This window comes from Streptomyces sp. NPDC056361 (assembly GCF_042262805.1).
Classification (GTDB): domain Bacteria; phylum Actinomycetota; class Actinomycetes; order Streptomycetales; family Streptomycetaceae; genus Streptomyces.
In genome coordinates, this window is the sequence record NZ_JBHJQI010000025.1 from 1 (window position 1) to 25,542 (window position 25,542).

The 25,542-nt window shown below is 73.2% G+C and carries 21 protein-coding genes; 8 read left to right on the plus strand and 13 right to left on the minus strand.

Annotated elements, in window-relative coordinates:
* Positions 1 to 295 precede the first annotated feature (295 nt).
* Entirely contained in the window at positions 296 to 1,066 is a 771-nt protein-coding gene (locus ACFCY7_RS10780) for a hypothetical protein (RefSeq protein ID WP_376483301.1), read from the minus strand.
* Between the two features lie 5 nt (positions 1,067 to 1,071).
* Positions 1,072 to 1,662 (minus strand): papain-like cysteine protease family protein, encoded by a 591-nt coding sequence (locus ACFCY7_RS10785; RefSeq protein WP_376483303.1) that lies wholly within the window; start codon positions 1,660 to 1,662, stop codon positions 1,072 to 1,074.
* Positions 1,663 to 1,899: 237 nt separating this feature from the next.
* On the opposite strand from ACFCY7_RS10785, the gene ACFCY7_RS10790 reads away from it, so the two are divergent.
* A complete protein-coding gene (locus tag ACFCY7_RS10790) occupies positions 1,900 to 2,829 on the plus strand; it encodes a hypothetical protein (RefSeq protein ID WP_376483304.1) in 930 nt (309 codons plus the stop codon).
* A 9-nt stretch (positions 2,830 to 2,838) separates the two neighbouring features.
* Here ACFCY7_RS10790 and ACFCY7_RS10795 read toward each other — a convergent pair whose 3' ends face one another.
* On the minus strand, positions 2,839 to 3,273 hold the full coding sequence (locus ACFCY7_RS10795) for a Rieske (2Fe-2S) protein (protein ID WP_376483306.1): 435 nt from the start codon (positions 3,271 to 3,273) through the stop codon (positions 2,839 to 2,841).
* Positions 3,274 to 3,448: 175 nt separating this feature from the next.
* Positions 3,449 to 6,463 carry an excinuclease ABC subunit UvrA gene (gene uvrA, locus ACFCY7_RS10800; protein WP_376483308.1) on the minus strand — a complete coding sequence of 1,005 codons (3,015 nt, stop codon included), beginning with the start codon at positions 6,461 to 6,463 and terminating at the stop codon, positions 3,449 to 3,451.
* 205 nt (positions 6,464 to 6,668) lie between these two features.
* Here uvrA and ACFCY7_RS10805 point away from each other — a divergent pair, with 205 nt between their 5' ends.
* From ACFCY7_RS10805 to ACFCY7_RS10815, 3 genes are all read left to right on the plus strand, one after another.
* Positions 6,669 to 7,352, plus strand: coding sequence for a maleylpyruvate isomerase family mycothiol-dependent enzyme (locus ACFCY7_RS10805; RefSeq protein ID WP_376483310.1), 684 nt, complete (start codon positions 6,669 to 6,671; stop codon positions 7,350 to 7,352).
* Positions 7,353 to 7,387: 35 nt separating this feature from the next.
* A complete protein-coding gene (locus ACFCY7_RS10810) occupies positions 7,388 to 8,044 on the plus strand; it encodes an MBL fold metallo-hydrolase (protein WP_376483312.1) in 657 nt (218 codons plus the stop codon).
* A gap of 153 nt (positions 8,045 to 8,197) precedes the next feature.
* Positions 8,198 to 9,484, plus strand: a complete 1,287-nt coding sequence (locus ACFCY7_RS10815) for an MFS transporter (RefSeq protein WP_376483396.1) — start codon at positions 8,198 to 8,200, stop codon at positions 9,482 to 9,484.
* 67 nt (positions 9,485 to 9,551) lie between these two features.
* Here the strand turns inward: ACFCY7_RS10815 and ACFCY7_RS10820 are convergent, their stop codons facing one another.
* From ACFCY7_RS10820 to ACFCY7_RS10840, 5 genes are all read right to left on the minus strand, one after another.
* On the minus strand, positions 9,552 to 10,559 hold the full coding sequence (locus tag ACFCY7_RS10820; RefSeq protein WP_376483314.1) for a TerC/Alx family metal homeostasis membrane protein: 1,008 nt from the start codon (positions 10,557 to 10,559) through the stop codon (positions 9,552 to 9,554).
* A gap of 233 nt (positions 10,560 to 10,792) precedes the next feature.
* A complete protein-coding gene (locus tag ACFCY7_RS10825; protein ID WP_376483316.1) occupies positions 10,793 to 12,733 on the minus strand; it encodes a TerD family protein in 1,941 nt (646 codons plus the stop codon).
* 104 nt (positions 12,734 to 12,837) lie between these two features.
* The gene (locus ACFCY7_RS10830; protein WP_367828334.1) at positions 12,838 to 13,416 is read right to left on the minus strand and encodes a TerD family protein; all 579 of its coding nucleotides are present in this window, start codon (positions 13,414 to 13,416) and stop codon (positions 12,838 to 12,840) included.
* 141 nt (positions 13,417 to 13,557) lie between these two features.
* On the minus strand, positions 13,558 to 15,696 hold the full coding sequence (uvrB, locus tag ACFCY7_RS10835) for an excinuclease ABC subunit UvrB (protein WP_376483318.1): 2,139 nt from the start codon (positions 15,694 to 15,696) through the stop codon (positions 13,558 to 13,560).
* A 71-nt stretch (positions 15,697 to 15,767) separates the two neighbouring features.
* A complete protein-coding gene (locus tag ACFCY7_RS10840) occupies positions 15,768 to 16,667 on the minus strand; it encodes an MHYT domain-containing protein (RefSeq protein WP_376483320.1) in 900 nt (299 codons plus the stop codon).
* Between the two features lie 214 nt (positions 16,668 to 16,881).
* On the opposite strand from ACFCY7_RS10840, the gene ACFCY7_RS10845 reads away from it, so the two are divergent.
* Together ACFCY7_RS10845 and ACFCY7_RS10850 are read left to right on the plus strand one after the other, a co-directional pair.
* Positions 16,882 to 17,448 (plus strand): methylated-DNA--[protein]-cysteine S-methyltransferase, encoded by a 567-nt coding sequence (locus tag ACFCY7_RS10845; RefSeq protein ID WP_376483322.1) that lies wholly within the window; start codon positions 16,882 to 16,884, stop codon positions 17,446 to 17,448.
* 227 nt (positions 17,449 to 17,675) lie between these two features.
* On the plus strand, positions 17,676 to 18,962 hold the full coding sequence (locus ACFCY7_RS10850) for an MFS transporter (RefSeq protein WP_376483323.1): 1,287 nt from the start codon (positions 17,676 to 17,678) through the stop codon (positions 18,960 to 18,962).
* 164 nt (positions 18,963 to 19,126) lie between these two features.
* Here ACFCY7_RS10850 and ACFCY7_RS10855 read toward each other — a convergent pair whose 3' ends face one another.
* The 4 genes from ACFCY7_RS10855 to ACFCY7_RS10870 all read right to left on the minus strand — a co-directional run bounded on the left by ACFCY7_RS10855 (position 19,127) and on the right by ACFCY7_RS10870 (position 23,414).
* Positions 19,127 to 20,119, minus strand: coding sequence for a hypothetical protein (locus tag ACFCY7_RS10855; protein ID WP_376483325.1), 993 nt, complete (start codon positions 20,117 to 20,119; stop codon positions 19,127 to 19,129).
* A 4-nt stretch (positions 20,120 to 20,123) separates the two neighbouring features.
* Positions 20,124 to 21,434, minus strand: a complete 1,311-nt coding sequence (locus ACFCY7_RS10860) for an MFS transporter (protein WP_376483326.1) — start codon at positions 21,432 to 21,434, stop codon at positions 20,124 to 20,126.
* Complete coding sequence (locus ACFCY7_RS10865) at positions 21,434 to 22,774, minus strand: discoidin domain-containing protein (protein ID WP_376483328.1); 1,341 nt, start codon at positions 22,772 to 22,774, stop codon at positions 21,434 to 21,436. Before ACFCY7_RS10865 ends, ACFCY7_RS10860 begins: the two co-directional genes overlap by 1 nt.
* A gap of 283 nt (positions 22,775 to 23,057) precedes the next feature.
* Positions 23,058 to 23,414, minus strand: coding sequence for a cupin domain-containing protein (locus ACFCY7_RS10870; RefSeq protein ID WP_017238672.1), 357 nt, complete (start codon positions 23,412 to 23,414; stop codon positions 23,058 to 23,060).
* A 274-nt stretch (positions 23,415 to 23,688) separates the two neighbouring features.
* Here ACFCY7_RS10870 and ACFCY7_RS10875 point away from each other — a divergent pair, with 274 nt between their 5' ends.
* Complete coding sequence (locus ACFCY7_RS10875) at positions 23,689 to 24,618, plus strand: pseudouridine-5'-phosphate glycosidase (protein WP_376483329.1); 930 nt, start codon at positions 23,689 to 23,691, stop codon at positions 24,616 to 24,618.
* On the plus strand, positions 24,615 to 25,538 hold the full coding sequence (locus ACFCY7_RS10880) for a carbohydrate kinase family protein (RefSeq protein WP_376483331.1): 924 nt from the start codon (positions 24,615 to 24,617) through the stop codon (positions 25,536 to 25,538). Before ACFCY7_RS10875 ends, ACFCY7_RS10880 begins: the two co-directional genes overlap by 4 nt.
* Positions 25,539 to 25,542: the final 4 nt, after the last annotated feature.

The window sequence follows — 25,542 nt, forward strand, 5'->3', positions numbered from 1 at the left end:
TGGCGGACGATTGCCCACAACGGGCGGGGCGTCGTCCGTTGTGCCCACCCGTTCCGCCCTGGGGGTCCCCCCGGACGAAGTCTGGGGGAGGAACGATTGCCCACAACGAGGGGCGGCTGGAGCAGCGGGGCGGCCCGCCCCAGCGAAACGAATGCCCGCAACGGGCGGGGGCGGGGAGCGGCGAGGGTGGGCGCCGTTCCAGCGGACGGATGCCCGCGACGGGGCGGGGAAAGGGTAGGCCCGCCACGGGGGGCCGGTGGGGGCGGTGCCGTGGCGGGCGGGTGGTGGGGGGAGGTCAGGTTGTGGAGGGGCGGCGGCGGAGGGCGACGGCGGCGGCCAGGGCGGCGGCCACGATCGCGCCTGCACCCGCCGCGGCGGCACCGGCGGCACCGGCGGGGGTGGTCGGGGCGGAGGGCGCGGGGGCGTAACCCCCGGCGGCGCCCTTGCGGGCGTAGGCGGAGCCGGGGAGCTTGTCGGCGTAGGCGCGGGCGACCCGGTCGCGGTAGGCGGCGAGGGTGGTGCCGCCGCGGCCGACGGCCCGTACCGCGTCCTCGTCGAGCGGGAGGACCTTGGCGCCCTTCTGGACGTACCAGGCGTCGATCTGGGGCTCGCGGAAGACGAGGCCGCCGGGCAGGAGGCGGGCGCCCTGTTCGGCGTAGCGGATCTCGTCGTCGCCGGTGGCGATGTTGACCACCTGCCAGCCGCCCGGCTGCTCGACCGTCCAGAGGGAGGCCTTCCGGCCGTCGGCGGCCACGGCGCGGCTGGCGCGGTACTCGACGCGTGCGACGGGCGCGCCGGGCTTTCCGGCGACGAAGTCCGGGGAGAGGAGGCTCACCGGGACGGAGGTGCCGTCGACGCGCGGGGCGGCGGCGGAGCGGGCGAGGGCGCCGTCGCGGGCGAAGAACCGGGCCAGGGTGTCCAGGGTGCCGGGCGCGGAGGCGGCCTGTTCCGCGGTGGGGGCGGGCGGCGGGCCGGCGGCGGCGCCCGCCGGTGCGGCTCCGAGGGCGAGGAGGGTGGTGAGGGCGGCGGCGGTGAGGAGGCCGGTGGCCGTGGCTCGTGCGGTCATCGTCGTCACGCCCCGATCCGGTAGAGCGAGTGGGTCCAGGAGAACGAGTCGTTGTTCACGTACCAGGAGTGCGAGGCCCAGTTGTACCGGTCGCTGGAGGGCCAGGGGTCGCCCCAGTAGACCCAGCTGCCGGAGTCGTCGTAGCCGTACACCACGTGCATGTGGCCGCCGCCGCTGGACCACTGGATCCGGGTCTCGACGGGCCGGTTCGCGTTGATCTCGGTCTGGACGGTGGAGTAGCGGAGCCAGCCGTCGACGTACGAGCCGGGGTTGATGCCGGCCCAGCTCAGTCCGGTCTGGACGTTGCCGAGCGTGGCCTGCGAGTTGGGGCAGTCGTAGCCCTGCTGGCGGTTGAAGGCGGCGTTGCAGAACTGGTTCTGGCTGTAGTTGCGGCCGAACCAGGTGGCGATGGTGTTGCCGCCGGCGGCCCAGCACCAGTTGGTCTTCTGCTGGGCCTGCATGGTGATGTTCAGCCTCTTGGAGGCGAGGGCGGAGACGTCCTCGCCGGCGGGGGCGGCGGAGGCGGAGGTGGTGGTGGGGACGAGGAAGAGGGCGGCTGCGGCGAGAGCCGCGAGGGACAGTCTTCTGCTGCGCATCGCGTTCCTCCCATGGCGGGGGGTGTGGGGATGTGGGGAGTGGAGGAGCGCGTCCGGACGCTGGTCAGGAGCATCTTCCGTTGTCCGGAGCGGGTCAACACGCTTCAATGCGGGGTGACATCGGACTGTGAACGGTGTGACCCGGGTGTGAACGGACGCCCTCGGCCCACCTGCCCGCCCACCCCACGCGGCGCGACGGTCCCCATCCCCGTCGTGAACGTTCACTGAGGAGTCCTCGTGAGCCACACCGAGGCCGATCTGGTGCAGCTGCTGCACACCGGCCCCTTCCATCTGGCGCTGCGCACGGCCTTCGCGGTGCGCGGACTGCCGCTCCAGCGGGTCCAGCACCATCTCGCGCACCGGGGCGTCCGGGTCGGGGTGACGAGTCTGAGCTACTGGCAGCAGGGGGCCCGCCGCCCGCAGCGGCCGGAGTCCCTGAAGGCGGTGCGCGCCTTGGAGGAGGTGCTCCAGCTGCCGGGGAACTCGCTCCTGCGGCTCCTGACGGAGGACGCGGCGGCCCGGTCCGAGGGGGAGCGCCCGGCGGCCCGCTCGTACCGCTCGCTGGTGGAGGCGTCGGGCGCGGTCGAGGAGCTGCTGGCGGGTCTCGACGTGCCGACGGACGGCGGGCTGCACACGGTGGGGCACCACGAGCGGGTACGGATCGGGGCGGGACGGGAGCTGCTCGGGCGGGAGTCGGAGCACGTGGTGCGGGCGCACCGGAACGGCGTCGACCGCTACCTCGCCATCCATCACGGGGATCCGGGCTGCGACCCGTCCCGGGTGGCCGTGCGGGCGGTGGAGAACTGCCGCACCGGGCGGGTGCGGTGGCATGCCGGGACGGGCGTCCTGGTCGCGGAGCTGCTCTTCGACGCTCGGCTGCGCGCCGGGGACACGTACCTCTTCTCGTACGGATTCGAGGACGGTACGGCGGGTCCGAGCGGGGAGTACGTGCGCGGGTTCAGCTTCGCGGGCGGGCAGTACGTGCTGCAGGTCCGCTTCGACGAGGCCGCGCTGCCGGCGCGCTGCCGGAGGTTCGCGCAGGCCTCCGCGGGCGCGCCGCGCGGGGGCCGTGCGGAGCTGACCCTGAGCGGCCGGCACCGCACGGTGCACCTCGTGGAGCAGGGCGTGCGCCCGGGGATCCTGGGGATCGACTGGGACTGGGCGTGAGTGCCCGGCTCAGGCCTGGGGCGCCTCGGGGCCGGCGACCAGGGCGCCGTCCTCGACGCGGATCGGGACCTCGGGCAGCGGGACGGTGGCCGGGCCGCGGAGCGCCTTGCCGGTCGTGACGTCGAAGCGGCTGCCGTGGCAGGGGCAGTTGCCCTCGTTCTCCTCGACCTTGTCGAGGACGCAGCCGGCGTGGGTGCACTGGGCGCTGAACGCCTTGTACTGGCCCTTGGCCGGGCAGCTCACCACGAGCCGCTGCTCGCGGTAGAGCTTGGATCCGCCGACCGGCACCTCGTCCGGGGCGCCGAGCCGGACCGGTGCGGTCGGGGTCGGGACCTCGGCGTGGCCGAGCTTCGACTCGGTGGAGCAGGCGGCGACTCCCAGCCCGGCGGCACCGGCGAGGGCCGCGCCCTTCAGTACGGTGCGGCGGCTGGACTGGCCGGACATGAGCGCTCCACGGTGAGATCGGGGACAACACACCCCAAGGGGTGACCCGACCGACGATACCGGCGCCCTCCGGTGGCCCTGCGCCCGCCCCTGACCCGGCCGACAGACGGCAGCGGCGGCGGACGGATGGCACAGACGGCGGGCGGGGCCCCCGGGTGGGGGCCCCGCCGTGACGTCACGCCTTGCGGGCCCGGGTGGTCGCCTTCTTGGCGGTGGCCTTGGTGGCCGTCGCCTTGGTGGCCGTCTTCTGGACCGGGGCGGCGGTCTTCTTGGCGGGGGCCTTCTTCGCCGCCGTCTTCTTCGCGCCGCGCGCCGCGGGGACGGTCACGCCGGCGTCGCTGATCCGGTCGGCGCCGAGGATCTCGCGGAGGAACTTGCCGGTGTGGCTCGCCGGGACGGAGGCGACCTCCTCCGGCGTGCCCTCGGCGATCACCAGGCCGCCGCCGCTGCCGCCTTCGGGGCCCATGTCGATGACCCAGTCCGCGGTCTTGATGACGTCGAGGTTGTGCTCGATGACGATCACCGAGTTGCCCTTGTCGACCAGGTTGGAGAGGACCTTGATCAGCTTCGAGATGTCCTCGAAGTGCAGACCGGTGGTCGGCTCGTCCAGGACGTAGACCGTGCGGCCCGTCGAGCGCTTCTGCAGCTCGGAGGCGAGCTTGACGCGCTGCGCCTCGCCGCCGGAGAGGGTCGGCGCGGACTGGCCGAGCCGGACGTATCCGAGGCCGACCTCGTTGAGCGTGCGCAGGTGCCGGGCGATGGTCGGGACGGCCTCGAAGAAGTCGAGGGCCTCCTCGATCGGCATGTCCAGGACCTCGGCGATGGACTTGCCCTTGTAGTGGACCTCCAGGGTCTCCCGGTTGTACCGGTCGCCGTGGCAGACCTCGCACGGGACGTAGACGTCCGGGAGGAAGTTCATCTCGATCTTGATGGTGCCGTCGCCGGAGCAGTTCTCGCAGCGGCCGCCCTTGACGTTGAAGGAGAAGCGGCCGGGCAGATAGCCCCGGACCTTGGCCTCCATCGTCTCCGCGAAGAGCTTGCGGACGTGGTCGAAGACGCCGGTGTACGTCGCCGGGTTCGACCGCGGGGTGCGGCCGATCGGGGACTGGTCGACGTGCACGACCTTGTCGACGAGGTCGTCGCCGTCCACGCGCGTGTGGCGGCCCGGCACCGACTTGGCGCCGTTGAGCTCGCGCGCCAGGTGGGTGTAGAGGATGTCGTTGACCAGGGTCGACTTGCCGGAGCCGGAGACTCCGGTGACGGCGGTGAGGACGCCGAGCGGGAAGGAGACGTCGATGTCCCGCAGGTTGTTCTCGCGGGCCCCGTGCACGGTGAGCCGGCGCCCGGGGTCCGCGGGGCGGCGGATGTCCGGGGTGGCGATCGCCCGGCGGCCGGACAGGTACTGCCCGGTCATCGACTCCTCGTTGGCGAGGAGCTCCTTCAGGGAGCCGGAGTGGACGACCTTGCCGCCGTGCTCGCCGGCGCCCGGGCCGATGTCGACGACCCAGTCCGCGACCTTGATGGTGTCCTCGTCGTGCTCGACGACGATGAGCGTGTTGCCCATGTCGCGGAGCCGGACCAGGGTCTCGATGAGCCGGTGGTTGTCGCGCTGGTGGAGGCCGATGGACGGCTCGTCGAGCACGTAGAGCACGCCGACCAGGCCGGAGCCGATCTGGGTGGCGAGCCGGATGCGCTGGGCCTCGCCGCCGGAGAGGGTGCCCGCGGCCCGGTTGAGCGAGAGGTAGTCGAGGCCGACGTCGACGAGGAAGCGCAGCCGCTCGTTGACCTCCTTGAGGACCCGCTCGGCGATCTTCTTGTCGCGGGCGTTGAGCGTCAGCCGGGCGAGGAACTCGGCGCAGTCGCTGATGGACATCGCGGAGACCTCGGCGATGGACCGGTCCATGACCGTGACCGCGAGGACGATCGGCTTGAGGCGGCTGCCCTGGCAGGTGGGGCAGGGCACCTCGCGCATGTAGCCCTCGAAGCGCTCGCGGCTGGAGTCGCTCTCGGCCTCGGTGTGGCGCCGCTTGACGAAGGAGACGGCGCCTTCGAAGGCGGGGGTGGTGTAGGCCCGCTCGCGCCCGTACCGGTTGCGGTAGCGGACCTCGACCTGGGTCTTGTGGCCGTGCATCAGGGCCTTCTTGGCGCGCTGCGGCAGTCCCGCGTACGGGATGTCCGTGCGGAAGCCGAGGGCCTGGGAGAGTCCGCCGATGAGCCGGCCGAAGTACTCCTTGGTGTGGCCGTGCGACCAGGGGTGGATGGCGCCCTCGTCGAGGGACTTGTCCTCGTCGGGGACGACCAGCTCGGGGTCGACCTCCATCCGGGTGCCGATGCCGGTGCAGTCGGGGCAGGCGCCGAAGGGCGAGTTGAAGGAGAAGGAGCGCGGCTCCAGCTCCTCGAAGGACAGGTCGTCGTACGGGCAGTAGAGGTGCTCCGAGTACATCCGCTCGCGCTCGGGGTCGTCCTCGGGGAGGTCGACGAAGTCGAGCACGACCATGCCGCCGGAGAGTCCGAGCGCGGTCTCGACGGAGTCCGTGAGCCGGCGCTTGGCGCTGTCCTTCACGGTGAGGCGGTCGACGACCACCTCGATCGTGTGCTTCTCCTGCTTCTTCAGCGTCGGCGGTTCGCTCAGCTGTACGGTCACGCCGTCGACCCGGGCGCGGCTGTAGCCCTTGGTCTGGAGGTCGGCGAAGAGGTCGACGAACTCGCCCTTCCGCTCGCGCACGAGCGGCGAGAGGACCTGGAAGCGGCTGCCCTCGGGCAGCTCCAGGACCTTGTCGACGATGGCCTGCGGCGACTGCCGGGAGATCGGGCGGCGGCACTCGGGACAGTGCGGCTTGCCGATGCGGGCGAAGAGCAGTCGGAGGTAGTCGTAGACCTCCGTGATGGTGCCGACCGTCGAGCGCGGGTTGCGCGAGGTCGACTTCTGGTCGATGGAGACGGCGGGCGACAGACCTTCGATGAAGTCGACGTCCGGCTTGTCCATCTGGCCGAGGAACTGCCGGGCGTACGAGGAGAGCGACTCGACGTACCGGCGCTGCCCCTCGGCGAAGATCGTGTCGAACGCGAGGGAGGACTTGCCCGATCCCGAGAGCCCGGTGAAGACGATGAGGGAGTCACGCGGGAGGTCGAGCGAGACGTTCTTGAGGTTGTGCTCGCGAGCGCCACGGACGATGAGACGGTCGGCCACGCCGGTCCGCACCTTTCTTCAGAGAGCGGATGTGCCTGACACACCCAACAACCAAGGATGCCGGATGCTTCCACCGAGCCTATAGCACGCACATTCGATTTCCGGCCGCTCGCAGACCGCTTCACCCGAACGAGTGGTGGCGCGGGAGATCGGGGGTGCTCGCCGGTCTGGCCCGACCGCCCCGGCACCGCCTAGGGTCGGCGCCATGATCGATCACGAACGCGACCTCGCCTCCGTACGCGAAGCGACCGACCGGCTGCTGACGGCGGTCGCCTCCTGGGACAACGCGGCGACGGCCGAGCCGTCACGGCTTCCCGGCTGGACGCGCGGCCACGTCCTCGCCCACGTCGCCCGCAACGCCGACGCTCTGGTCAACGTCCTCGAGGGCCGGCCGATGTACGCGGACGGCGCGACCCGGGACGCCGACATCGCGCGCGACTCCGGCCGCCCGCTCGACGTCCAGCTCGCCGACCTGCGCGAGTCCGCCGACCGCTTCCAGGCCGTGGGCGCCGAGCCCGCCGACTGGGCCCGCACGGTCGAGCTCCGCAACGGCGTCACGGACAGCGCCTCCCGGATCCCCTTCCGCCGCTGGGTGGAGGTCGCCCTGCACCACGTCGACCTGGGCGTCGGCTACGAGCTCGAGGACCTGCCGGAGGAGTTCGTGCAGCGCGAGATCGACTTCCTCACCGAGCGCTTCGCCGGCCTGGAGAGCGTCCCCGCGACCGTCCTGTGGGCGGCCGACGGGCGGGGCTGGACGACCGGCGGCACGTCCGGCGGCGTCGCCGTCATGGGCCCGGCCACCGAGATGCTCGGCTGGCTCGCCGGGCGCCGCGACGGCTCGGCCCTCACCACCAAGGGCGGCCCCCTGCCGGAGCTCCCCCCGCTGTAGCCGCCACCGCCACTCCCCAGGACTAGTCTGAACCCATGACGTACAGCGGAGTGGTGAAGGTCGGCGGACCTGCGGACGTGCACGAGCTGACGGACCTGATGATCTCGAAGGTCGCGGTCGGTCCGATGGACAACAACGCGTATCTGCTGCGCTGCCGGGCGACCGGCGAGCAGCTGCTCATCGACGCGGCGAACGACGCGGACACGCTCCTCACGCTGATCGGTGACGACGGCATCACCGCCGTCGTCACCACCCACCGGCACGGCGACCACTGGCAGGCGCTCGCCGCCGTGGTCGCCGCGACCGGAGCCCGGACGTACGCGGGCGCGTACGACGCGGAGGGCATCCCGGTCGCGACCGACGTGCCCGTCGAGGACGGCGACACGATCCGGGTGGGCCGGGTCGAGCTGACCGCCCGCCACCTGGTCGGGCACACCCCGGGGTCGATCGCCCTGGTCTACGACGACCCGCACGGCCACCCCCACGTCTTCACCGGCGACTGCCTGTTCCCCGGCGGGGTCGGCAACACCTGGAAGGACCCGGGGGCCTTCGCGAGCCTCATCCAGGACGTGGAGACCAAGCTCTTCGGCGCCCTGCCGGACGAGTCCTGGGTCTACCCGGGCCACGGCAAGGACACCACGCTCGGTGACGAGCGCCCGCACCTCGCGGAGTGGCGCGAGCGCGGCTGGTGAAGCCCGGCGCGCGGCCCCGGAGCTGCGCGCCTCCGCACGCCCCCGTAACCCGGGCGGCGGCGGGGTAGTTGGCGCGACATGGCCCACAGTCACGCTCAGTCGCCACCCGCCTCCCCCGCCGTCCCGGACGCGGCGGCGGCCCCGACCCCGTCGATGGGGCGGCTCGCCGCGGCCTCGCTCGTCGGCACCGCCATCGAGTTCTTCGACTTCTTCGTCTACGGGACGGCTGCGGCCCTCGTCCTGGGACCGCTGTTCTTCCCGACCTTCTCCCCGCTCGCCGGGACCCTCGCCGCCTTCGGCACCTTCGCCGCCGGCTTCCTGGCCCGGCCGCTGGGCTCGGTCCTCTTCGGCCACGTCGGCGACCGCTACGGGCGGCGGCCGGTCCTCTTCGCCTCGCTCCTCCTGACCGGCTGCGCCACGGTCGCGGTCGGCTGCGTCCCCACGTACGCGACGCTCGGCATCGCCGCCCCCGTGCTGCTGCTCGTCCTCCGCTTCCTCCAGGGCCTGGGGCTCGGCGGCGAGTGGGGCGGGGCCGTGCTGCTGACCGCCGAGCACGCCCCGGAGCACCGGCGGGCCCTGTGGTCGAGCTTCCCGCAGATCGGTCCTGCGATCGGCTTCCTGCTCGCGAACGGGGTGATGCTGGCGCTCACGGCCGGGCTGAGCGAGGCGGAGTTCCGCGCGTGGGGCTGGCGGGTGCCGTTCTGGGCCGCCGGGGTGCTCGCGGCGGCCGGACTGCTGCTGCGCACGTCGCTGGCCGAGACCCCGCAGTTCGAGGAGCTGTCCGCGTCCGGGCGGCGCGCGGGCGCCCCGCTGGCCGAGGTGGCGCGCGACCACTGGCGCCTGGTGCTGCTGACGGCGGGGGCGCTCGCGGTCGGGTACGCGGTCTTCTACACGGTCTCCACCTGGGCGCTGGCCTACGGCACCGAGCGGCTCGGGGTGAGCAGCACGGTGATGCTGACCTGTGTGATGGCGGCGGTGGCGATCAAGGGCGCGGCCACCCCGTTCGTGGCGCTGCTCGCCGACCGCTGGGGCCGCCGGCCGCTGTGCCTGGCGGGGTGCGCGGCCTCGGCGCTGTGGATGTTCCCGATGGTGGCGCTGCTGCACACCGCGCGGCCGTTCCTGATGTTCCTCGGGTTCCTGGGTTCGCTGCTGGCCTTCATCACGATGTTCGCGGTGGTCGCCGCGTATCTGCCGGAGCTGTACGAGCCCCGGGTCCGCTGCACGGGCGCCGCCGTCGGCTACAACCTCGCCGGCGTCCTCGGCGGGGCCCTCACGCCCCTCGTCGCCACGGCCCTCTCGGACGGCGGCTCCGGTCCGCCCTGGGGTGTGGCGGCGTATCTGACGCTGGTGGCCCTCGTCAGCCTGGCCTGCTTCGCCCTGCTGCCGGAGACGCTGCCGGGCCGGTCGCGCCCGGAGGCGGAGGAGGTCGCGCCCGCCTGACCGGAGAACGGCGACGGCCGGCCCCGGGACGATGTCCCCGGGGCCGGCCGTCGCCGTGTGTGCCGCGTCAGGCGCCGATGCTGTCCTTCTCGGCGTCGTCGGCGTCGGCCACGCTCTCGGCGGCCTCGCGCTGCGCCTGCTTCTTGGAGGCGATCAGGCTGGTGATCGTGGTGATGACCAGGACGCCGCCGATGACCGCGAGCGAGACCGGGATGGAGATCTCGGGGACGTGGACCCCGGACTCGTGCAGGGCGTGCAGCACCAGCTTGACGCCGATGAAGCCGAGGATCACCGACAGGCCGTAGCTGAGGTGGACCAGCTTCTTGAGCAGGCCGCCGATCAGGAAGTACAGCTGCCGCAGACCCATGAGGGCGAAGGCGTTGGCGGTGAAGACGATGTACGGGTCCTGGGTGAGGCCGAAGATCGCCGGGATGGAGTCGAGGGCGAAGAGGATGTCGGTGGTGCCGATGGCGAGCATGACGACCATCAGCGGGGTCAGCACCCGCTTGCCGTTGTTGACGATGAAGAGCTTGGTGCCGTGGTACCGGTCGGCGACGCCGAACTTCTTCTCGACCGTCTTGAGGAGGCGGTTCTCCTCCCAGTCCTCCTCGTCCTCGTCGGCACGCGCCTCCTGGATGAGCTTCCAGGCGGTGTAGATCAGGAACGCGCCGAAGATGTAGAAGACCCAGGAGAAGCTCGCGATGATCGCGGCGCCCGCGGCGATGAAGATCGTACGGAGCACCAGGGCGATCACCACGCCGACGAGCAGCACGCGCTGCTGGAGGTGGGACGGGACCGCGAACTTCGCCATGATCAGGACGAAGACGAAGAGGTTGTCGACGCTGAGCGACTTCTCGGTGATGTAGCCGGCGAAGAACTCGCCGGACGCCTGACTGTTGCCGAAGAACAGCAGGCCGAGGCCGAAGAGTCCGGCCAGCACGATCCAGACGATCGTCCAGATTCCGGCTTCCTTGACCGACACGTCATGGGGCTTGCGCCCGATGAAGAAGTCGGCACCGATCAGGGCAGCAAGACCAAGAATGGTCACTACCCACAGGGTCATTGAAACGTCCACTGCGCCTCCGGCGTCGTACGGCTACTTGATCAGCGTCGTCGCTGCCGGAGGTCTCTTCCACCCGTGCGACGGACGATCGCCGCCGGGCCGACGCCCCGGGATCGGATCACCGAGGATCCGTCCGTATTGACGGGTACGCCGCGCATGGGGAGTACTCCCCTCCGCACGAAAAAGACTACCCGAAAGACCAAGAGAAGGTAAAGGGCAGGGTAAAGAGCCACCAAAAGAGCAGGTCAGGGCCGCTTTCCATGGCGGGCTGCGGCCACCTGCGCGAGGACCTGCCGCAGCACCCCGCTGCCCGGCGGAAGGATCGGGGGCTCGTACGACCAGGCGTGGCCGACCCACGGGTCGGCGAGGTGGTCGTCCGGGACCGGGGTGAGCCGCAGCAGCGAGCGCCACAGCGGGTCGAGCAGCGGGCCGTACGCGGCGGCGTCCGCCCGGTCCGCGACCATCAGCAGATGGACGCCGACCGACGGACCCTCGTCGGCGAGGTACCGGAGCCGGGTGACCGCCCGGTCGTCGAAGCCGTGCGGGAAGTCGTGCACGATCAGCAGCTGCCTGGCCGTGTCCAGACCGGGCGGCAGGGCGTCGGCGGCACCGGCGCGCACCGCCATCTGCAGCAGGTCGACGCGCTCGGTGAGCTGTTCGAGGACCGCGGAGACCCCGGACGCGCCCCGGGCCGGCGGGGCGGCCAGCACGCCCGTCTCCACGAGCGGCGCGAGCGCGGTGGTGCCCGCGCCGGCGGCGTCGAGGACGTGGACGGTGAACTCGCCCGCCGGGTGCGCGGCGAGCAGCCGGGCGGCGTGCGCGACGGCGCTGTCCAGGGCGAGCCGCCGCAGCTCGATCTCGTCGAGCAGCGCGGCGGCCTCGGAGTGCCCCCTCCCGCTGTCCACCCAGAGCCCCCGCTCCAGCGGCAGCCGGACGAGCATCGGGATCCGGAGGTCGGTGCGCTCGGGGAGGTGGAGGTCGCCGAGGCGGACGGCCATCGGCTCCTCGGCCGGGACGCGGTAGGCGTGCCAGACGGGGCTGTCCCAGCGGGCGTACGCGGGCGGCAGGGCCGGCTCGACGACCTCGGACTCGGCCGCGAGCTGCGCGAGGTCCCGGTCCAGGACCTCCTTGGCCCGCTCCACGAGCTCGTCGTGCCGGGCGCGGGCGGTCGCCCGGGCCGCGTCGTTCGCGCCGCCGACCCGGGAGCGGTAGTCGGAGAGCGACTGGTCGAGCTCCCGGTCGAGCCGGGACTCCGCGAAGTCGCAGGCGCTGCGGTAGGCGGCGGCGGTACGGGCCAGGTCCTCGAACATCCCCCAGACCTGGTTGTACAGGCGCTCGTCCATCGACCAGCCCGAGGCGTCCCCGGCGACCGGTGTCGGCGGCGCCTGCCGGGGCTCCGGGGCGGCGGCGGCCGGACGTCGGGGATGGGCGTAGCTGATCGGGCCGCCGGTGCCCGTGGCGGGGGTGGGCGTGCCCGCCGCGGGGACGGCCGGGGGCGTCGGCGGCAGCGGCGGGATCACGGTCGGGACGGTGTCCGGTGCGGTCGGGGCCGCGTCCGGTGCGGACCGGCCGACGCGCTCCACCTCGGGGAGGCGCGCCGCCGGGTCGCCGAGCGGAGGCGCCGGCTCGGTGGCGGGCGGCTCCGGGGCGGCCGCCGCGAGGATGGACGCGGCCAGGTCGGCGGGGCGGTCCAGGCCCTGGTCGCCGAGGAGGGCGGCGAGGCCGCCCTCGTACCCCTGGCCCATCGCGCGGACCTTCCAGGCGCCCTGGCGGCGGTACAGCTCCAGGGCCACGACCGCGGACTCGCTGTCGAGTCCGGTGATCGTGTAGCTGGCGACGTCGGTGCCGTCCTGGCCGGCGACGGCGACGAAGGGCGCGGCGAGGGTTCCGAAGCGGGCGGTGCCGGCGCCCGGCGGGAGGGCGAGGAGAACGGAGACGCGGTGGACGGCTTCCGGTACCGCCGCCAGGTCGACGGTGAGGCGGTGGTCGGCGGCGCACCGCCCGGGGACGTCGACGCCGGGCAGCGAGGGCGCGCCGGGGTGGGCGATCCACTCCACGCCGGGGATCCGGCCGTGCTCGTCGCCGAGGGTGGCTCCGGCGACGACGGGGTGTCCGGCCGACACCCTGATCTCCAGTCGGGTGTCGGGCAGGGGGTGGTTCTGCCCCCGGACCAGCTCGGCCGTCATCGACTCTGTCCCCTCGGTGTTTCCTGGTGCCCGAACGAGTTCATGCGGGACAGCTCCCGGCGGCCTGGTGCCTCCGGGAGCTGTGGGTGCGGTCCGCGCCGCTACTACAGGTGCGGCAGGATCGCCGGCATCAGGTCCTGGAAGGTGCGGCCGTTGGCCGGGTTGCCCAGGGCGGTCATCTGCCAGCCGGAGCCGACCCGGTGCACCTTCGCCATGATCTGCGCGGTGTAGTTGCCGCCGCCGTCCAGGGTGTAGCGCGCGAGCTCCTGCCCGTTCGTCTCGTCGACGATCCGGCAGAACGCGTTCTGCACCTCCTGGAACGTCTGGCCGGTGAAGGAGTTCACCGTGAAGACGATCTGGTCGATGTGGACCGGGACCCGCTCCAGGTCGACGAGGATCGCCTCGTCGTCGCCGCCCTGGCCCGCACCGCCGACGAGGTTGTCACCGGTGTGCTTGACCGAGCCGTCGTCGCTGACCAGGTGGCGGAAGAAGACCACGTCGACCGGCTGCTTGTCGGCGAAGAGGACCGCCGAGGCGTCCAGGTCGATCTCGCGGGTGCGCGAACCGAAGAGACCGCGGCGCGGCGCGGCCTGCCAGCCGAGGCCCATCCGCACCTGGGTGAGGCTGCCCCCGCCCTTCTTCTCCAGGCTGATGGCCTGACCCTTGGTCATGTTGACCGACACGCGTATGCCCCTCTCGTTGGCGTTCCCCGCGTCCGCTGTTCCGGTGCGTGCGGTTGTCGAGCACCCTACGCAGCGCCACCGACACCGCGGAGGCGCGGTCCGGTTTTGTGTCGGTCTTGCAACACACCGGACCGCGTCCGGTCAGGCGAGACCCGCCTCCTTCATCTGGCGCAACTCCTTCTTCAGCTCTCCCACTTCGTCGCGGAGCCGGGCGGCCACCTCGAACTGCAGCTCGGCGGCCGCGGCCCGCATCCGGTCGGTCATCTCCTCGATGATCGCGGCCAGTTCGGTGGCGGGGCGGTCGCCGAGCTCGACCGTCGAGCCCGCCCCGCCGGCCTTGCCCCGGCCCTTGGGGCCGTGCGCGGCGAGCGAGGGGACGGGTGCCTTGGCGCCCTTGCCCTCCTTCGCCTGGCGGTAGCCGCTGCCGAGGAGTTCCTCGGTGTCGATCTCCTCGCGCGCGATGGTCGCGACGATGTCGTTGATCTTCTTGCGGAGCGGCTGCGGGTCGATGCCGTGCTCCGTGTTGTACGCGATCTGCTTCTCGCGGCGCCGGTTGGTCTCGTCGATGGCCTGCTCCATCGCCGGCGTGATCCGGTCGGCGTACATGTGGACCTGGCCCGAGACGTTTCGGGCGGCGCGGCCGATCGTCTGGATCAGGGAGGTCCCGGAGCGCAGGAAGCCCTGCTTGTCGGCGTCGAGGATGGCGACGAGGGACACCTCGGGAAGGTCGAGGCCCTCCCGGAGGAGGTTGATGCCGACGAGGACGTCGTACTCTCCGGCGCGCAGTTCGCGGAGCAGCTCGATGCGGCGCAGGGTGTCGACGTCGCTGTGCAGGTAGCGCACCTGGATGCCGAGCTCGAGGAAGTAGTCGGTGAGGTCCTCGGCCATCTTCTTGGTGAGGGTGGTGACGAGGACCCGCTCGTCCTTCTCGGTGCGCAGCCGGATCTCGTGGACCAGGTCGTCGATCTGGCCCTCGGTGGGCTTGACGACGACCTCGGGGTCGACGAGGCCGGTGGGGCGGATGATCTGCTCGACGAAGCCGTCGCCGCGGGACAGCTCGTACGTCCCCGGGGTGGCGGACAGGTAGACGGTCTGGCCGATCCGCTCCTGGAACTCCTCCCACTTCAGCGGGCGGTTGTCGAGGGCGGACGGGAGCCGGAAGCCGTGGTCGACGAGGGTCCGCTTGCGGGAGGCGTCGCCCTCGTACATGGCGCCGATCTGCGGCACGGTGACGTGCGACTCGTCGATGACGAGGAGGAAGTCCTCGGGGAAGTAGTCGATGAGGGTGTTGGGCGCGGAGCCGGGCTCGCGGCCGTCGAAGTGCATCGAGTAGTTCTCGATGCCGGAGCAGGAGCCGATCTGCCGCATCATCTCGATGTCGTACGTGGTCCGCATGCGCAGGCGCTGCGACTCCAGGTGCTTGCCCTGCTTGTCGAGCTCGGCGAGGCGGACCTCCAGCTCGCGCTCGATGTCGTTGACCGCGCGCTCCATGCGCTCGGGGCCCGCGACGTAGTGGCTGGCGGGGAAGACGTACAGCTCGCGGTCCTCGCTGATGACCTCGCCGGTGAGCGGGTGGAGGGTGGAGAGGGCCTCGATCTCGTCGCCGAACATCTCGATGCGGACGGCGAGTTCCTCGTACACCGGGAAGATCTCGATGGTGTCGCCGCGGACGCGGAAGGTGCCGCGGGTGAACGCCAGGTCGTTCCGGGTGTACTGGATGTCGACGAAGCGGCGGAGCAGCTGGTCGCGGTCCAGCTCCTCGCCGACCTTGAGGGGGACCATGCGGTCCACGTACTCCTGGGGCGTGCCGAGGCCGTAGATGCAGGAGACGGAGGCGACCACGATGACGTCCCTGCGGGTGAGCAGGGAGTTCGTCGCGGAGTGGCGGAGCCGCTCCACCTCCTCGTTGATGGAGGAGTCCTTCTCGATGTACGTGTCCGACTGCGGGACGTACGCCTCGGGCTGGTAGTAGTCGTAGTACGAGACGAAGTACTCCACCGCGTTGTTCGGCAGGAGCTCGCGGAACTCGTTCGCCAGCTGGGCGGCCAGCGTCTTGTTCGGCGCCATCACGAGGGTGGGGCGCTGGAGCTTCTCGATCATCCAGGCGGTGGTCGCCGACTTGCCGGTGCCGGTCGCGCCGAGGAGCACGACGTCCTTCTCGCCCGCGCGGATGCGCCGCTCGAGGTCGGCGATGGCCGCGGGCTGGTCGCCGCTTGGCTGGTAGGAGCTGACGACCTCGAAGGGCGCCACCGAACGTTCGATCTTGGAAACGGGCCGCATGCACCCACCGTACGACCCGGCACTGACACTCGGGCGGTGATCGGCTCACCGCCCCGTCGACGGGTGTCCCGTCACCAGTCCTGGGAGCGGTGGCCGCCCCGGGGGACGCTCCTGCGGGCGGCGCGTCCGGAGGGGCGCGCGGTCCAGTTGGCGGGCTCGCCGTAGGAGGGCACGTGGCGCGGGGCGGGCACTCCGGGACGGTTGACGCTCCGCGCGTCGGGCCGCTGCCAGTCCGGGTCGCCCATCACCAGCAGCGGGTCGAACATGACGACGACGGCGGCGAGGATCAGGAAGACCGCCGGGCCGATCAGCATCGGCAGGAGGAGCGAGGTCGCGGTGTCGCCGGTCCCGCTGCGGGACTCCGCTCCGTGCAGGTGGACGCTGACCGCGGCCATGGCGGTGTAGTGCATACCACTGACGGCGACGCCCATCACCAGGCTCGCACCGAGGCTGGCCAGAAATCCATGTACGGAAACAGCCGCCCAGAGGGCCGCGGTGGCGGCCACCACGGCGATCACCACGGAGAGGGCGACGGTGAGCGTGTCGTACTCGACGCGGCCCTGGAGGCGCATGCCGGCCATGCCGAGGTAGTGCATGGTGGCGACGCCGAGGCCGGTGATGGTGCCGCCGGTGACCAGGGTGAGGGCGGTGGCGCCGCGGTAGCCGACGATGAAGATGCCGATGCCGACCATGAGGACGGCGACGCCCAGGCTGGCGAAGGTGATGGGGCGGTCGTAGCTGACGGGCGCCTGCTGGACCGAGAAGCCCATCATGGCGATGAAGTGCATCGTCCATATGCCGGTGCCGATCGAGGTGGCGCCGAGGGCGAGCCAGCCCGCCTTGAAGCTGTCGCGGTGGCGGAGCGATCTGGTGGTGCACCTCAGCCCGAGGGCGCCGCCGAGGCACGCCATGAGAAAGGCGGCGACGGGCGTGACGAGCCCGTAGCTGAATCCGTCGACCGTGCCCTGCATGAGCGTGTGTCCTCCACCCCTGGTGCAACGTCGTCCGAAAACAGTCGGTACCGCTGGGTAGTACTACCGGCGAGATTATGGCGCGAAGGGACCCCGGCGACCACGTGACCGGGGAATTTCCGGTGGCGAGACCGGAGCGAGACCGGTCCGTGATCTTGGAGCACCGCCGGTGGTCCGACCCCGGCTGTCGGTGCCCGGTCGTACCGTGGGCGGCATGGACATCGAAGCGGGGCCCGCGCGCGCGGCGAGGGCCGTCCCGGTGGAGTGGACGGTCATGGCGAGCGACATCGGGCCGCTCCTCCTCGCCGCGACCGAGCGGGGGCTGGTCCGGGTCGAGTTCCACGCCGACGCGGCACGGCGGGAGCGGATGCTCGACCGGCTGGCCGGGCAGCTCGGCGCGGAGCCGGTGGAGCGCGCCGACGGGCTGCTCGCCGAGCCGGTGCGCCGGTTCGAGCGCTACTTCGCGGGCGAGCCCGGCGACATCGCCCTGCCCCTGGACTGGAGCCTGACGACCGGCTTCAACCGGCAGGTGCTGCGCGAGCTGGCCACCGGCGTCCCGTACGGCACGGTCGTCGGGTACGGGGAGCTGGCGAGGCGCGTGGGGCAGCCAGGCGCCGCGCAGGCGGTCGGGGCGGCGATGGGCGCCAATCCACTGCCGCTGGTGGTGCCGTGCCACCGCGTGGTGGAGAGCGACGGCGGGCTCGGCGGCTTCGGGGGCGGCCTGGAGACCAAGCGGCAGCTACTGGCCCTGGAGGGCGTCCTGCCCGCGCCCCTCTTCTGAGCGGGCGCCTCCGCCGGCTCCGAGCGGGCCCCTCGCCGGGATCCGATCGTGAATGCCTTCCGGCTCCGAGCGGGCACGCCGTCCGGCTCCGAGCGGGCGCCTTGTCCGGATCCGGGCGTGCGCCCTGTCCGGTTCCGAGTCGTCCCCTCCCGGGTTCCGAGCGGGCGCCTCCGCCGGATGCCTTGGTGGCGTTCCCAACGGGTGGGACGGCTGGCACACTCACGTCAGTGACTCACACCTCCGATGCCCCTGACGCAACCCTGCCCGAGCACATACCCGTCGCCGAGGCCGACCTGCCGGCCCTGCGCCGCCGGATCCAGGCCGTGCTGATCGGCACCCAGGTCCTCGGCGGCCTGGGCATCGCCACCGGCGTCGCGCTCGCCGCCGTGCTGGCCAGGGACGTCAGCGGCTCCGAGGCCCTGTCCGGCCTCGCGTCGACGGCCACCGTGGCCGGACCCGCCCTGCTCGCCATGCCGCTGGCCTCCCTGATGGCCTCGCGCGGGCGCCGGGCCGGGCTCGTCCTCGCGTACCTCATCGGAGCCGTCGGCGCCGGGGTCGCGGTGCTCGGGGCGGTCGTCGACAGCTTCCCGCTGCTGCTCGCCGGCCTCGTCGGCTTCGGGGCGGGGTCCTCTGCGAACCTGGCGGCCCGCTTCGCCGCCGCCGACCTGGCCGAACCGGACCGCAGGGCCCGGGCCATCTCCACCGTCGTGTGGGCGACGACCATCGGCGCGGTGCTCGGCCCGAACATCGCCGCGCCGGCCGGGAAGAGCGTCTCCGGCCTGGGCGTCCCGGCCACGGCGGGCCCCTTCCTCTGGGCCGCCGGCGTCTTCGTCGCCGCCGCGGTCCTGGTGGCCCTGCTGCTGCGGCCCGACCCGCTCCTCACCGCCCGCGCGCTGAGCTCCGCCGACCCGGCGAAGACCGCGGAAGGACGTTCGCTGCGCGCCGGCATGCGCGCGGTACGGGAGTCGCCGAAGGCCCGCCTCGCCCTGGTCACCGTCGCCGCCACGCACACCGCGATGGTGTCGATCATGTCGATGACACCGGTGGCGCTCACCCACCACGGCGCCGACATCCGGCTGATCGGGCTGGTCATCAGCGGCCACATCGCGGGCATGTTCGCCTTCTCGCCCGTGATGGGCTGGCTGGCCGACCGGCTCGGCCGGCTGTCGGTCATCGGACTCGCCGTCGGGCTCCTCGGCATCGCGGCGCTCGTCGCCGGCACCTCGGGGTCGAGTCACGGCCAGACCGCCGCGGGCCTCTTCATCCTCGGCCTCGGCTGGTCGGCGGGGCTCGTGTCCGGCTCCGCGCTGCTCACGGACTCGGTGCCGCAGGACGCGCGGGCGGCCGTCCAGGGCCTGTCCGACACCATCATGAACGCCGCCGCCGGTCTCGGCGGGATCGCGGCGGGCCTGATCGTCTCGCAGGCCGGCTACGGTCCGCTGAACGCCATCGCCGCGTGCCTTCTCCTGCCCATGGCGGCCCTCGCGGTCCTGTCCGCCGTCCGCAAGGCCTGACCCGGTCGGACCGGTCGGCACGCACGGGCCGACCGCGTCGAACCGGCCGGCGCGGTCGGGCCGGCCAATGCGGTCGGGTCGGCCAGTGGGGCAGGCCGGTCAATGGGGCAGGCCGGGCGCCACGGAGGCCCGTCCGTACAGAGGCCCGTCCCTACAGAAACCCGTCAATGCGGGGCCGCCGGGGACGAGGCCCCCGGCGCCAGGCGGCGGGGCGCGCCCGTGCCGTCGGCCGGGACCGACCAGACCGCTCCCCCGTAGCCGTACGCGAGGGTGTTCCCGTCCGTCCACAGGGCCTGGTCGTCGATGCCGCGCCGCTCGGCGACGGGGTGCTCGCGGCCGGAGCGCAGGTCGTACACGTACAGCCGCCACGGCTCGCGCGGGCCGTCCGAGACCCGCTTCTTGAAGGCGATCCGGGTGCCGTCCGGGGAGAGGGACGGGCACTCGGTGTTCTCCCGGAGCGCGCGCGCCGACCAGGACCGCATGTCGCCCTCGACGAGGTGGGTGCGGCCGCCGGTCGACACGGTGGCGTAGAAGCGGTTGTCGTCGGCGGCGAAGGTGACGCCCCAGTAGTTGACGTCCGGGGCGTAGTACCGGCGGCCGCCGAGGGTGAGCGGGATCTGCTCGATGTTCTTCACCAGGTAGCCGGTGCGCAGGTCGAGGATCGAGGTGCGGGTGGAGAAGGACGAGCGCGCGTAGGAGTCGCCGGTCGCGAACATCGTCCAGGACAGCATCCGGCCGGAGGCGGAGACCCGGGCCCGGCTGGGGATGCCCGGCAGGGCGATGCGGCGCAGTTCGCGCAGGCGCCGGTCGAGGACGAGGACGTACGAGCGGGCCGGGACGCCGGGCCTCTTCCGGAGGCACACGACGGTGGGGCCGGCGGCGTGGAAGCGGTCGCAGGAGGGGCCGCCGACCACCCGTCCGCCGGGTGCGGACGGGTCCACGCGCGCGATGCGCCCGCTCGCGGTGTCCCGGGCGTAGAGCGCCGTCGCGCCGTCGAGGGTGAAGCCGGCGTCGGCGGTGCCGGCGGCCGCGGCCTGCCGCCCGGAGGCGGCCCGCAGGGTGTAGGCCGTGGCGCCGCCGCCGAGCAGGAGGAGGGCGAGGACGAGGATGCCCACGCGCGCGCGTGCGGAGAGGCGGGCACCGGTCGGTGCGTTCATGGGGTCAGTCCTCTCGGAGGGCCGTGGGGGCGGCAGGGGCCGCCGGGGTCCTGGGCAGCAGGCGGGCGGCGCAGCACAGGGCCGCAGTGAGGGCGAGGAGCGCGGCCACGAGGGCGGTCTCGGGGCCGCTCGCCGTCCAGACGGCGCCGAAGGCGACGGCGGCCACGAACCGGGCGAGTGCCTGGGCGGTCTGGACGAGCGCGAGTCCGCCGGCCTGCCGTCCCTCGGTGAGGAAGGGACCGGCCAGGGCCATCAGGACGCCGTCGGTGGCCGCGTAGAAGACGCCGAGCAGCAGGAGGACGCCGACGAGGGCCGCGCCGCCGGGCACGGGGGCCAGGAGCAGCCCGTAGGCCAGGAGCAGCGCCCCGTGGCCGTACAGGAGGGGCCCGCGCCGCCCCGTGCGGTCGGCGAGGCGTCCGGCCGGGACGGCGAGCAGCAGGTAGACGGCGGCCGCGCCGAGCGGCAGGAACGGGAACCAGGTCGCGTCGAGGTCGAGGCGCTGCTGGAGCAGCAGGTAGAGGAAGGCGTCGCCGACGGTGGCGGCTCCGAGGAGGCCGGCGCAGAGCACGATTCGCCGGTACGCGGGTGAGCGCGTCGCGGCGAGGAGCCCGCCACGCGCGCGGGGAGGGGCCGGGCGCACCGCCGCCTCGACCGGCTCGCGTGCCGGTGGCGGGGCCGCCGGTCCGCTCCCCCGCCGCCCCGGGACCAGGAGCAGCCAGAGCAGGACGCCGAACGCGCCGACGCTGAAGCTGACGGCGAAGACGGTCTCGTACGCGTCGGCCGTCGCCGTGAGGAGGGCGAACGCGGCGAGGGGGCCGAGGAGCGCGCCGGTGGTGTCCATGGCGCGGTGCGTGCCGAACGCGCGGCCCAGGTCCTCCGGCGGGCTGTGCAGGGTGATGAGCGCGTCGCGCGGGGCGGTGCGGACGCCCTTGCCGAGCCGGTCGGCGGCGAGCGCGGTGGCGATCCAGCCGGTCGCGCCGCCCGCGAGGAGGAGGCCGAGGCGGGAGCAGGCGGAGAGGGCGTAGCCGAGTCCGGCGATCAGCTTGTGGCGGCCGCCGCGGTCGGCGGTGGCGCCGCCGAGGAGGCGTACGAGCGCGGTGGCGCCGGTGGACAGGCCGTCGAGCAGCCCGAACTGGAGGGGGGACAGGCCGAGTCCGAGGACCAGGTAGAGCGGCAGGACGGCGGTCACCATCTCCGAGGAGACGTCGGTGACGAGGCTGACCGCGCCGAGGGCGAGGACGGTGCCCGGGACGCGCCGCCGGACCCCCGAGGGGGTGGGCGGCGCGTCGCGGCGACCGGTGGTCGCGAGGTACATCAGTGGCAGGTGTAGGTCGGGCCGGAGTCCTTCACCTGGTCGTCGGTGCCGACGTACTGCCAGGTGTAGGTGGTGTCCGTGAGGTCCAGCTTCAGGACGCCGTAGGGTCCGCTGATCCGCTTCTGGCTGTTGGGCTGGACCGTCTCGATCGCGTACGGCTCGGCGCCGCCCATGCCGCCGACGATCTCGACGATGCCGTCGGCGGTGGCCCGCCCGTTCGGGTCCTGCGGGGCGAAGCGCTCGTAGTGGTGGTCGTGTCCGTTGAGGACGAGGTCGGCCTTGGCGCCGTACAGGATCTGCCAGACGGGCTTGGAGACCGGGTCGTTGCCGTGGCCGCCGGAGGAGTACAGCGGGTGGTGGAAGTAGGCGGCGATGCAGCCCTTGGTGTTCCGCGCGAGGTCGTCCTTGAGCCACTGGATCTGCGCGGCGTCGTCGAAGGAGTTGGAGTCGAGGGCGACGAAGTGCCAGTTGCCCTGGTCGTAGCTGTAGTAGGGCTTTCCCTGCGGGTAGGCGATGGCGCCGAAGTACGACTTGTAGCCGGCGAGCGGGCCGGCCGGGTCGTAGGTCTCGTGGTTGCCCGGGACGGGCCGGGTCTTCGCCTTGAAGGCGCCCCAGGTCTTGTCGTAGTAGGCGCGGAAGTCGGAGAGGAGGGCGTCGTCGTACTGGTTGTCGCCCATCGTCAGGTAGAAGGACGGCGCGATCCGCTGGGCCAGCGCCGCGGTCTTGGGGTGGGCGCAGGAGCTGCTGGAGGCCGTGCACTGGGCGGCGATGTCGCCGGCCGCGACGACGGTGAAGGCGCCGCCGGGCGGGGGCGTGGTGGACGTGGTGCCGTAGACCTCCACCGTGTAGAGCGAGTAGCCGTACGAGGTGCCGCGGGCGGTCCCGTACACGCGCAGGTAGCGGCCGGTGCCGGTGAGGCCCGTCCAGTCGTCGGTGCCGCCGTTCCCGGCGGTCTCGGTGGCGAGGCGGGTCCATGTGGTGCCGTCGGCGGAGATCTCGACGCGGTAGGCCTTGGCGTAGGCGACCTCCCAGACGAGCTTGACGCGGGAGACGGTCGAGGAGGGGCCGAGGTCGACCTTGATCCACTGCGGGTCGACGCCCTCGGTGCTGGCCCAGCGGGTGGTGGAGACGCCGTCGAAGGCCTTCTCCGGGCCGAAGGTGGAGTCCTCGACGGAGGAGGAGGTGGCGGGCCGTCCCTGGGAGATCAGGGAGTCGGCCGCGGCTCCGGCGCGGTCCGGGAGGGCGAGCAGGAGCCCGCCGACGAGGAGCAGGACGGCGGTGAGGACGAAGGGGAGGCGGGTGGTGGGGCGGTGGGGTGGGGCGGAGGCGTACAGGCGCATACCTGGGCTCCCTGGCCTGAGGGGTGGCGAGAGCTGGACACCGGTGCGGCGCACCACGGCCCGGCCGCGCGGGCCGGTGCCCGCGCCGCGGGGTGCGGGCGCGGGCGACCGGCCGGTGGCGATTCGGGCGCCACGCGGTGGGGTGGTGCTCGGCGGCCGGGTCAGAGCTCTCGCTGAGCGCGTCACGCCGCTGGTTCGGGCGCCGCGCCAAGCCGCCGCCGGGGATGCTAGCGGATAGGAAGGTTTCCTACCAGACCCTCGACCGTCGGCGCTCCCGGGGACCTCAGAGGCTGATGTGGTACGCCTTGCGGAGGGTCTCGTGCACGGTCCAGGTCGTGCGGTCGCCCTCGCGCAGCACGCAGGCGTCGCCGGGCCCGATCTCCAGCGTCTCGCCGCCCTCGACGGCGACGGTCGCCCGCCCCGAGACCACCACGAAGAGCTCGTTGGCCTCGGTGTCGGTGACGACGCCGGGGGTGATCTGCCAGATGCCGCGCAGCTGCTTGCCGTCGGCCGACTCCCACAGCACCTTGCCGGTCACCTCGGGCGTTCCGGAGACGATCTGGCCGGGGTCCAGCGGCTCCGCTTCGAGCTCGGCGTCGGGGATGTGCACGGCGAAGGAGGGCAGGTCATGTGTCGTCATGGGCGGTGACTGTAGCGGGGGTCCAGGACCGCCCCACCCCCGGGACCTGCTGGAATTAGCTGCTCCGCTTCGCCTCCCACCAGGCCCGATGCCCGAATCCGCGAACGGCGACGAAATCCGCACCGGCCCTCCGGCGCGGCGTCCGGCGGGCGCGGCGGGCTCCCCGGCGATCACCCCGGCCGCCTCGTGACGGATTCCGCAGGCACCGCCCGGACCGTGGCGGGAGGTCGCCCACGAGGTTTGCGGGGCCCGCGGGCGCGCCAAGGAATGGGACATGTCCACACAGGTGTCCGAAGAGGTACGGGAAGCGCTCCACGAGGGCCGTCCCGTCGTCGCGCTCGAATCGACGATCATCGCCCACGGCCTGCCGCGCCCGCGCAACCTCGCCGTGGCGGTGGAGCTGGAGGAGCTCGTACGCGCCGGGGGCGCCGTCCCCGCCACCATCGCGGTCGTCGACGGCACGGCCAGAGTGGGCCTGGACCGCGCCGCCCTGACCCGGATCGCCGAGGACCCGGCGGTACGGAAGCTGGGGCACCGCGACCTGGCCCCGGCGCTGGCGGCCGGCGTCACGGGAGCGACGACGGTCTCGGCGACCGCCTGGCTGGCCCACGCCGCCGGGATACGGGTGTTCGCCACCGGCGGCCTCGGCGGCGTGCACCGGGAGTGGAGCGAGACCCAGGACGAGTCCGCCGACCTGCGGCTGCTCGCCCGGGTCGGGATCACCGTCGTGTGCGCCGGGGTCAAGTCGATCCTCGACGTGCCCGCGACGCTCCAGCGCCTGGAGACGCTGGGGGTGACGGTCGTCGGGTACGGCACGGACCGCTTCCCCGGCTTCTACCTCTCCTCCTCCGGCGAGCCCGTCGACTGGACCCTGCGGACCCCGGAGGAGGTGGCGGCGGTCCTCCGGTCCCAGGACGCGCTCGGCGGACCCGCGGCGGCCCTCGTCGTGGCCAACCCGGTCCCGGTGACCGAGCAACTGGACCCCGCGCTCCACGACCGGGTGCTCGCGGACGGCCTCCGAGCGGCGAAGGAGAAGGGGATCACGGGCCAGGCGGTGACGCCCTTCCTGCTCGAATACCTGACGGTCCACACGGAAGGGGCGTCCCTGGAGGCGAACCTCGCGGCGGTACGGGGCAACGTGCGGCTCGCGGCGGACATCGCGGGAGCGTACGGCGCGGGGACGCGCGGCCCGGCCGCCCGGTGACGCCCCCTTCCGGAGGCGCGCTCCTCGTCGTCGGCGACGTGGTCACGGACGTCGTCGCCCGGCACCGCACGCCCCTCACGCCCGCGACGGACACGGCGGCGGAGATCCGGACCCTCCCGGGCGGCGCCGGAGCCAACGCGGCCTGCTGGGCGGTGCGTTCCGGCCACCGGGAGGTGCGGCTGCTCGGCCGGGTGGGCACGGACGCAGCCGACTGGCACGACCGGGCGCTGCGGCGGGCGGGGGTCCGCCCCCTCCTGGTCCCCGACTCGGAGACCGCCACGGCCACGGTGATCTCGCTCGTGGACGCGACCTCGGAGCGCACCTTCCTGACCGACAGCGGCGCCGCGCTCCGCCTCTCCCCCGCCGACTGGTCCGCCGGGCTGCTCGACGGCGTGGCCCGACTGCACCTCTCCGGATACCTGTTCTTCGCCGCCCCGAGCCGCGAGACGGCCCTGCGGGCGCTGCGGGACGCACGCGAGGCGGGCATCCCGGTGAGCGTCGACCCCGCCTCGGCGGGGTTCCTCGACCGGCTCGGCGCGGACCGGTTCCTGGCCGCGGCGGAGGACGCCGAGGTCCTGCTGCCCAACGCCGACGAGGCCGGGGCGCTCACCGGGGGCGCCGAACCCGAGTCGGCCGCCGCGGAGTTGAGCCGGCGCTTCCCCCTGGTCGTGGTCACCCTGGGCGCCGCCGGCGCCCTGGTCGCCGAGGGCGGCGCGGTCACGGCACACGTGGCGGCGCCCCTGGTGCCGCCGGTGCGCCGCATCGACTCGACGGGCGCGGGCGACGCCTTCACCGGGGCCTTCCTCGCGGCCCTGCTCGCCGGCGCGGACCCCGCACGGGCCGCCGAGGCGGGCTGCCGCGCGGGCGCCGAGGCGGTCACCGTCGTGGGCGGGAGACCCCCGGACCCCCAGGACCCGTAGGGCC

Coding starts and splice junctions, on each gene's coding strand:
- ACFCY7_RS10780 (WP_376483301.1), bottom strand. CDS start 1,066: ATGACCGCACGAGCCACGGCCACCGGCCTCCTCACCGCCGCCGCCCTC.
- ACFCY7_RS10825 (WP_376483316.1), bottom strand. CDS start 12,733: ATGACGGCCGAGCTGGTCCGGGGGCAGAACCACCCCCTGCCCGACACC.
- ACFCY7_RS10860 (WP_376483326.1), bottom strand. CDS start 21,434: ATGTACCTCGCGACCACCGGTCGCCGCGACGCGCCGCCCACCCCCTCG.
- ACFCY7_RS10840 (WP_376483320.1), bottom strand. CDS start 16,667: ATGCAGGGCACGGTCGACGGATTCAGCTACGGGCTCGTCACGCCCGTC.
- ACFCY7_RS10845 (WP_376483322.1), top strand. CDS start 16,882: ATGGACATCGAAGCGGGGCCCGCGCGCGCGGCGAGGGCCGTCCCGGTG.
- ACFCY7_RS10855 (WP_376483325.1), bottom strand. CDS start 20,119: ATGAACGCACCGACCGGTGCCCGCCTCTCCGCACGCGCGCGCGTGGGC.
- ACFCY7_RS10865 (WP_376483328.1), bottom strand. CDS start 22,774: ATGCGCCTGTACGCCTCCGCCCCACCCCACCGCCCCACCACCCGCCTC.
- ACFCY7_RS10875 (WP_376483329.1), top strand. CDS start 23,689: ATGTCCACACAGGTGTCCGAAGAGGTACGGGAAGCGCTCCACGAGGGC.
- uvrB (WP_376483318.1), bottom strand. CDS start 15,696: ATGCGGCCCGTTTCCAAGATCGAACGTTCGGTGGCGCCCTTCGAGGTC.
- ACFCY7_RS10795 (WP_376483306.1), bottom strand. CDS start 3,273: ATGTCCGGCCAGTCCAGCCGCCGCACCGTACTGAAGGGCGCGGCCCTC.
- ACFCY7_RS10785 (WP_376483303.1), bottom strand. CDS start 1,662: ATGCGCAGCAGAAGACTGTCCCTCGCGGCTCTCGCCGCAGCCGCCCTC.
- ACFCY7_RS10870 (WP_017238672.1), bottom strand. CDS start 23,414: ATGACGACACATGACCTGCCCTCCTTCGCCGTGCACATCCCCGACGCC.
- ACFCY7_RS10805 (WP_376483310.1), top strand. CDS start 6,669: ATGATCGATCACGAACGCGACCTCGCCTCCGTACGCGAAGCGACCGAC.
- ACFCY7_RS10815 (WP_376483396.1), top strand. CDS start 8,198: ATGGGGCGGCTCGCCGCGGCCTCGCTCGTCGGCACCGCCATCGAGTTC.
- ACFCY7_RS10810 (WP_376483312.1), top strand. CDS start 7,388: ATGACGTACAGCGGAGTGGTGAAGGTCGGCGGACCTGCGGACGTGCAC.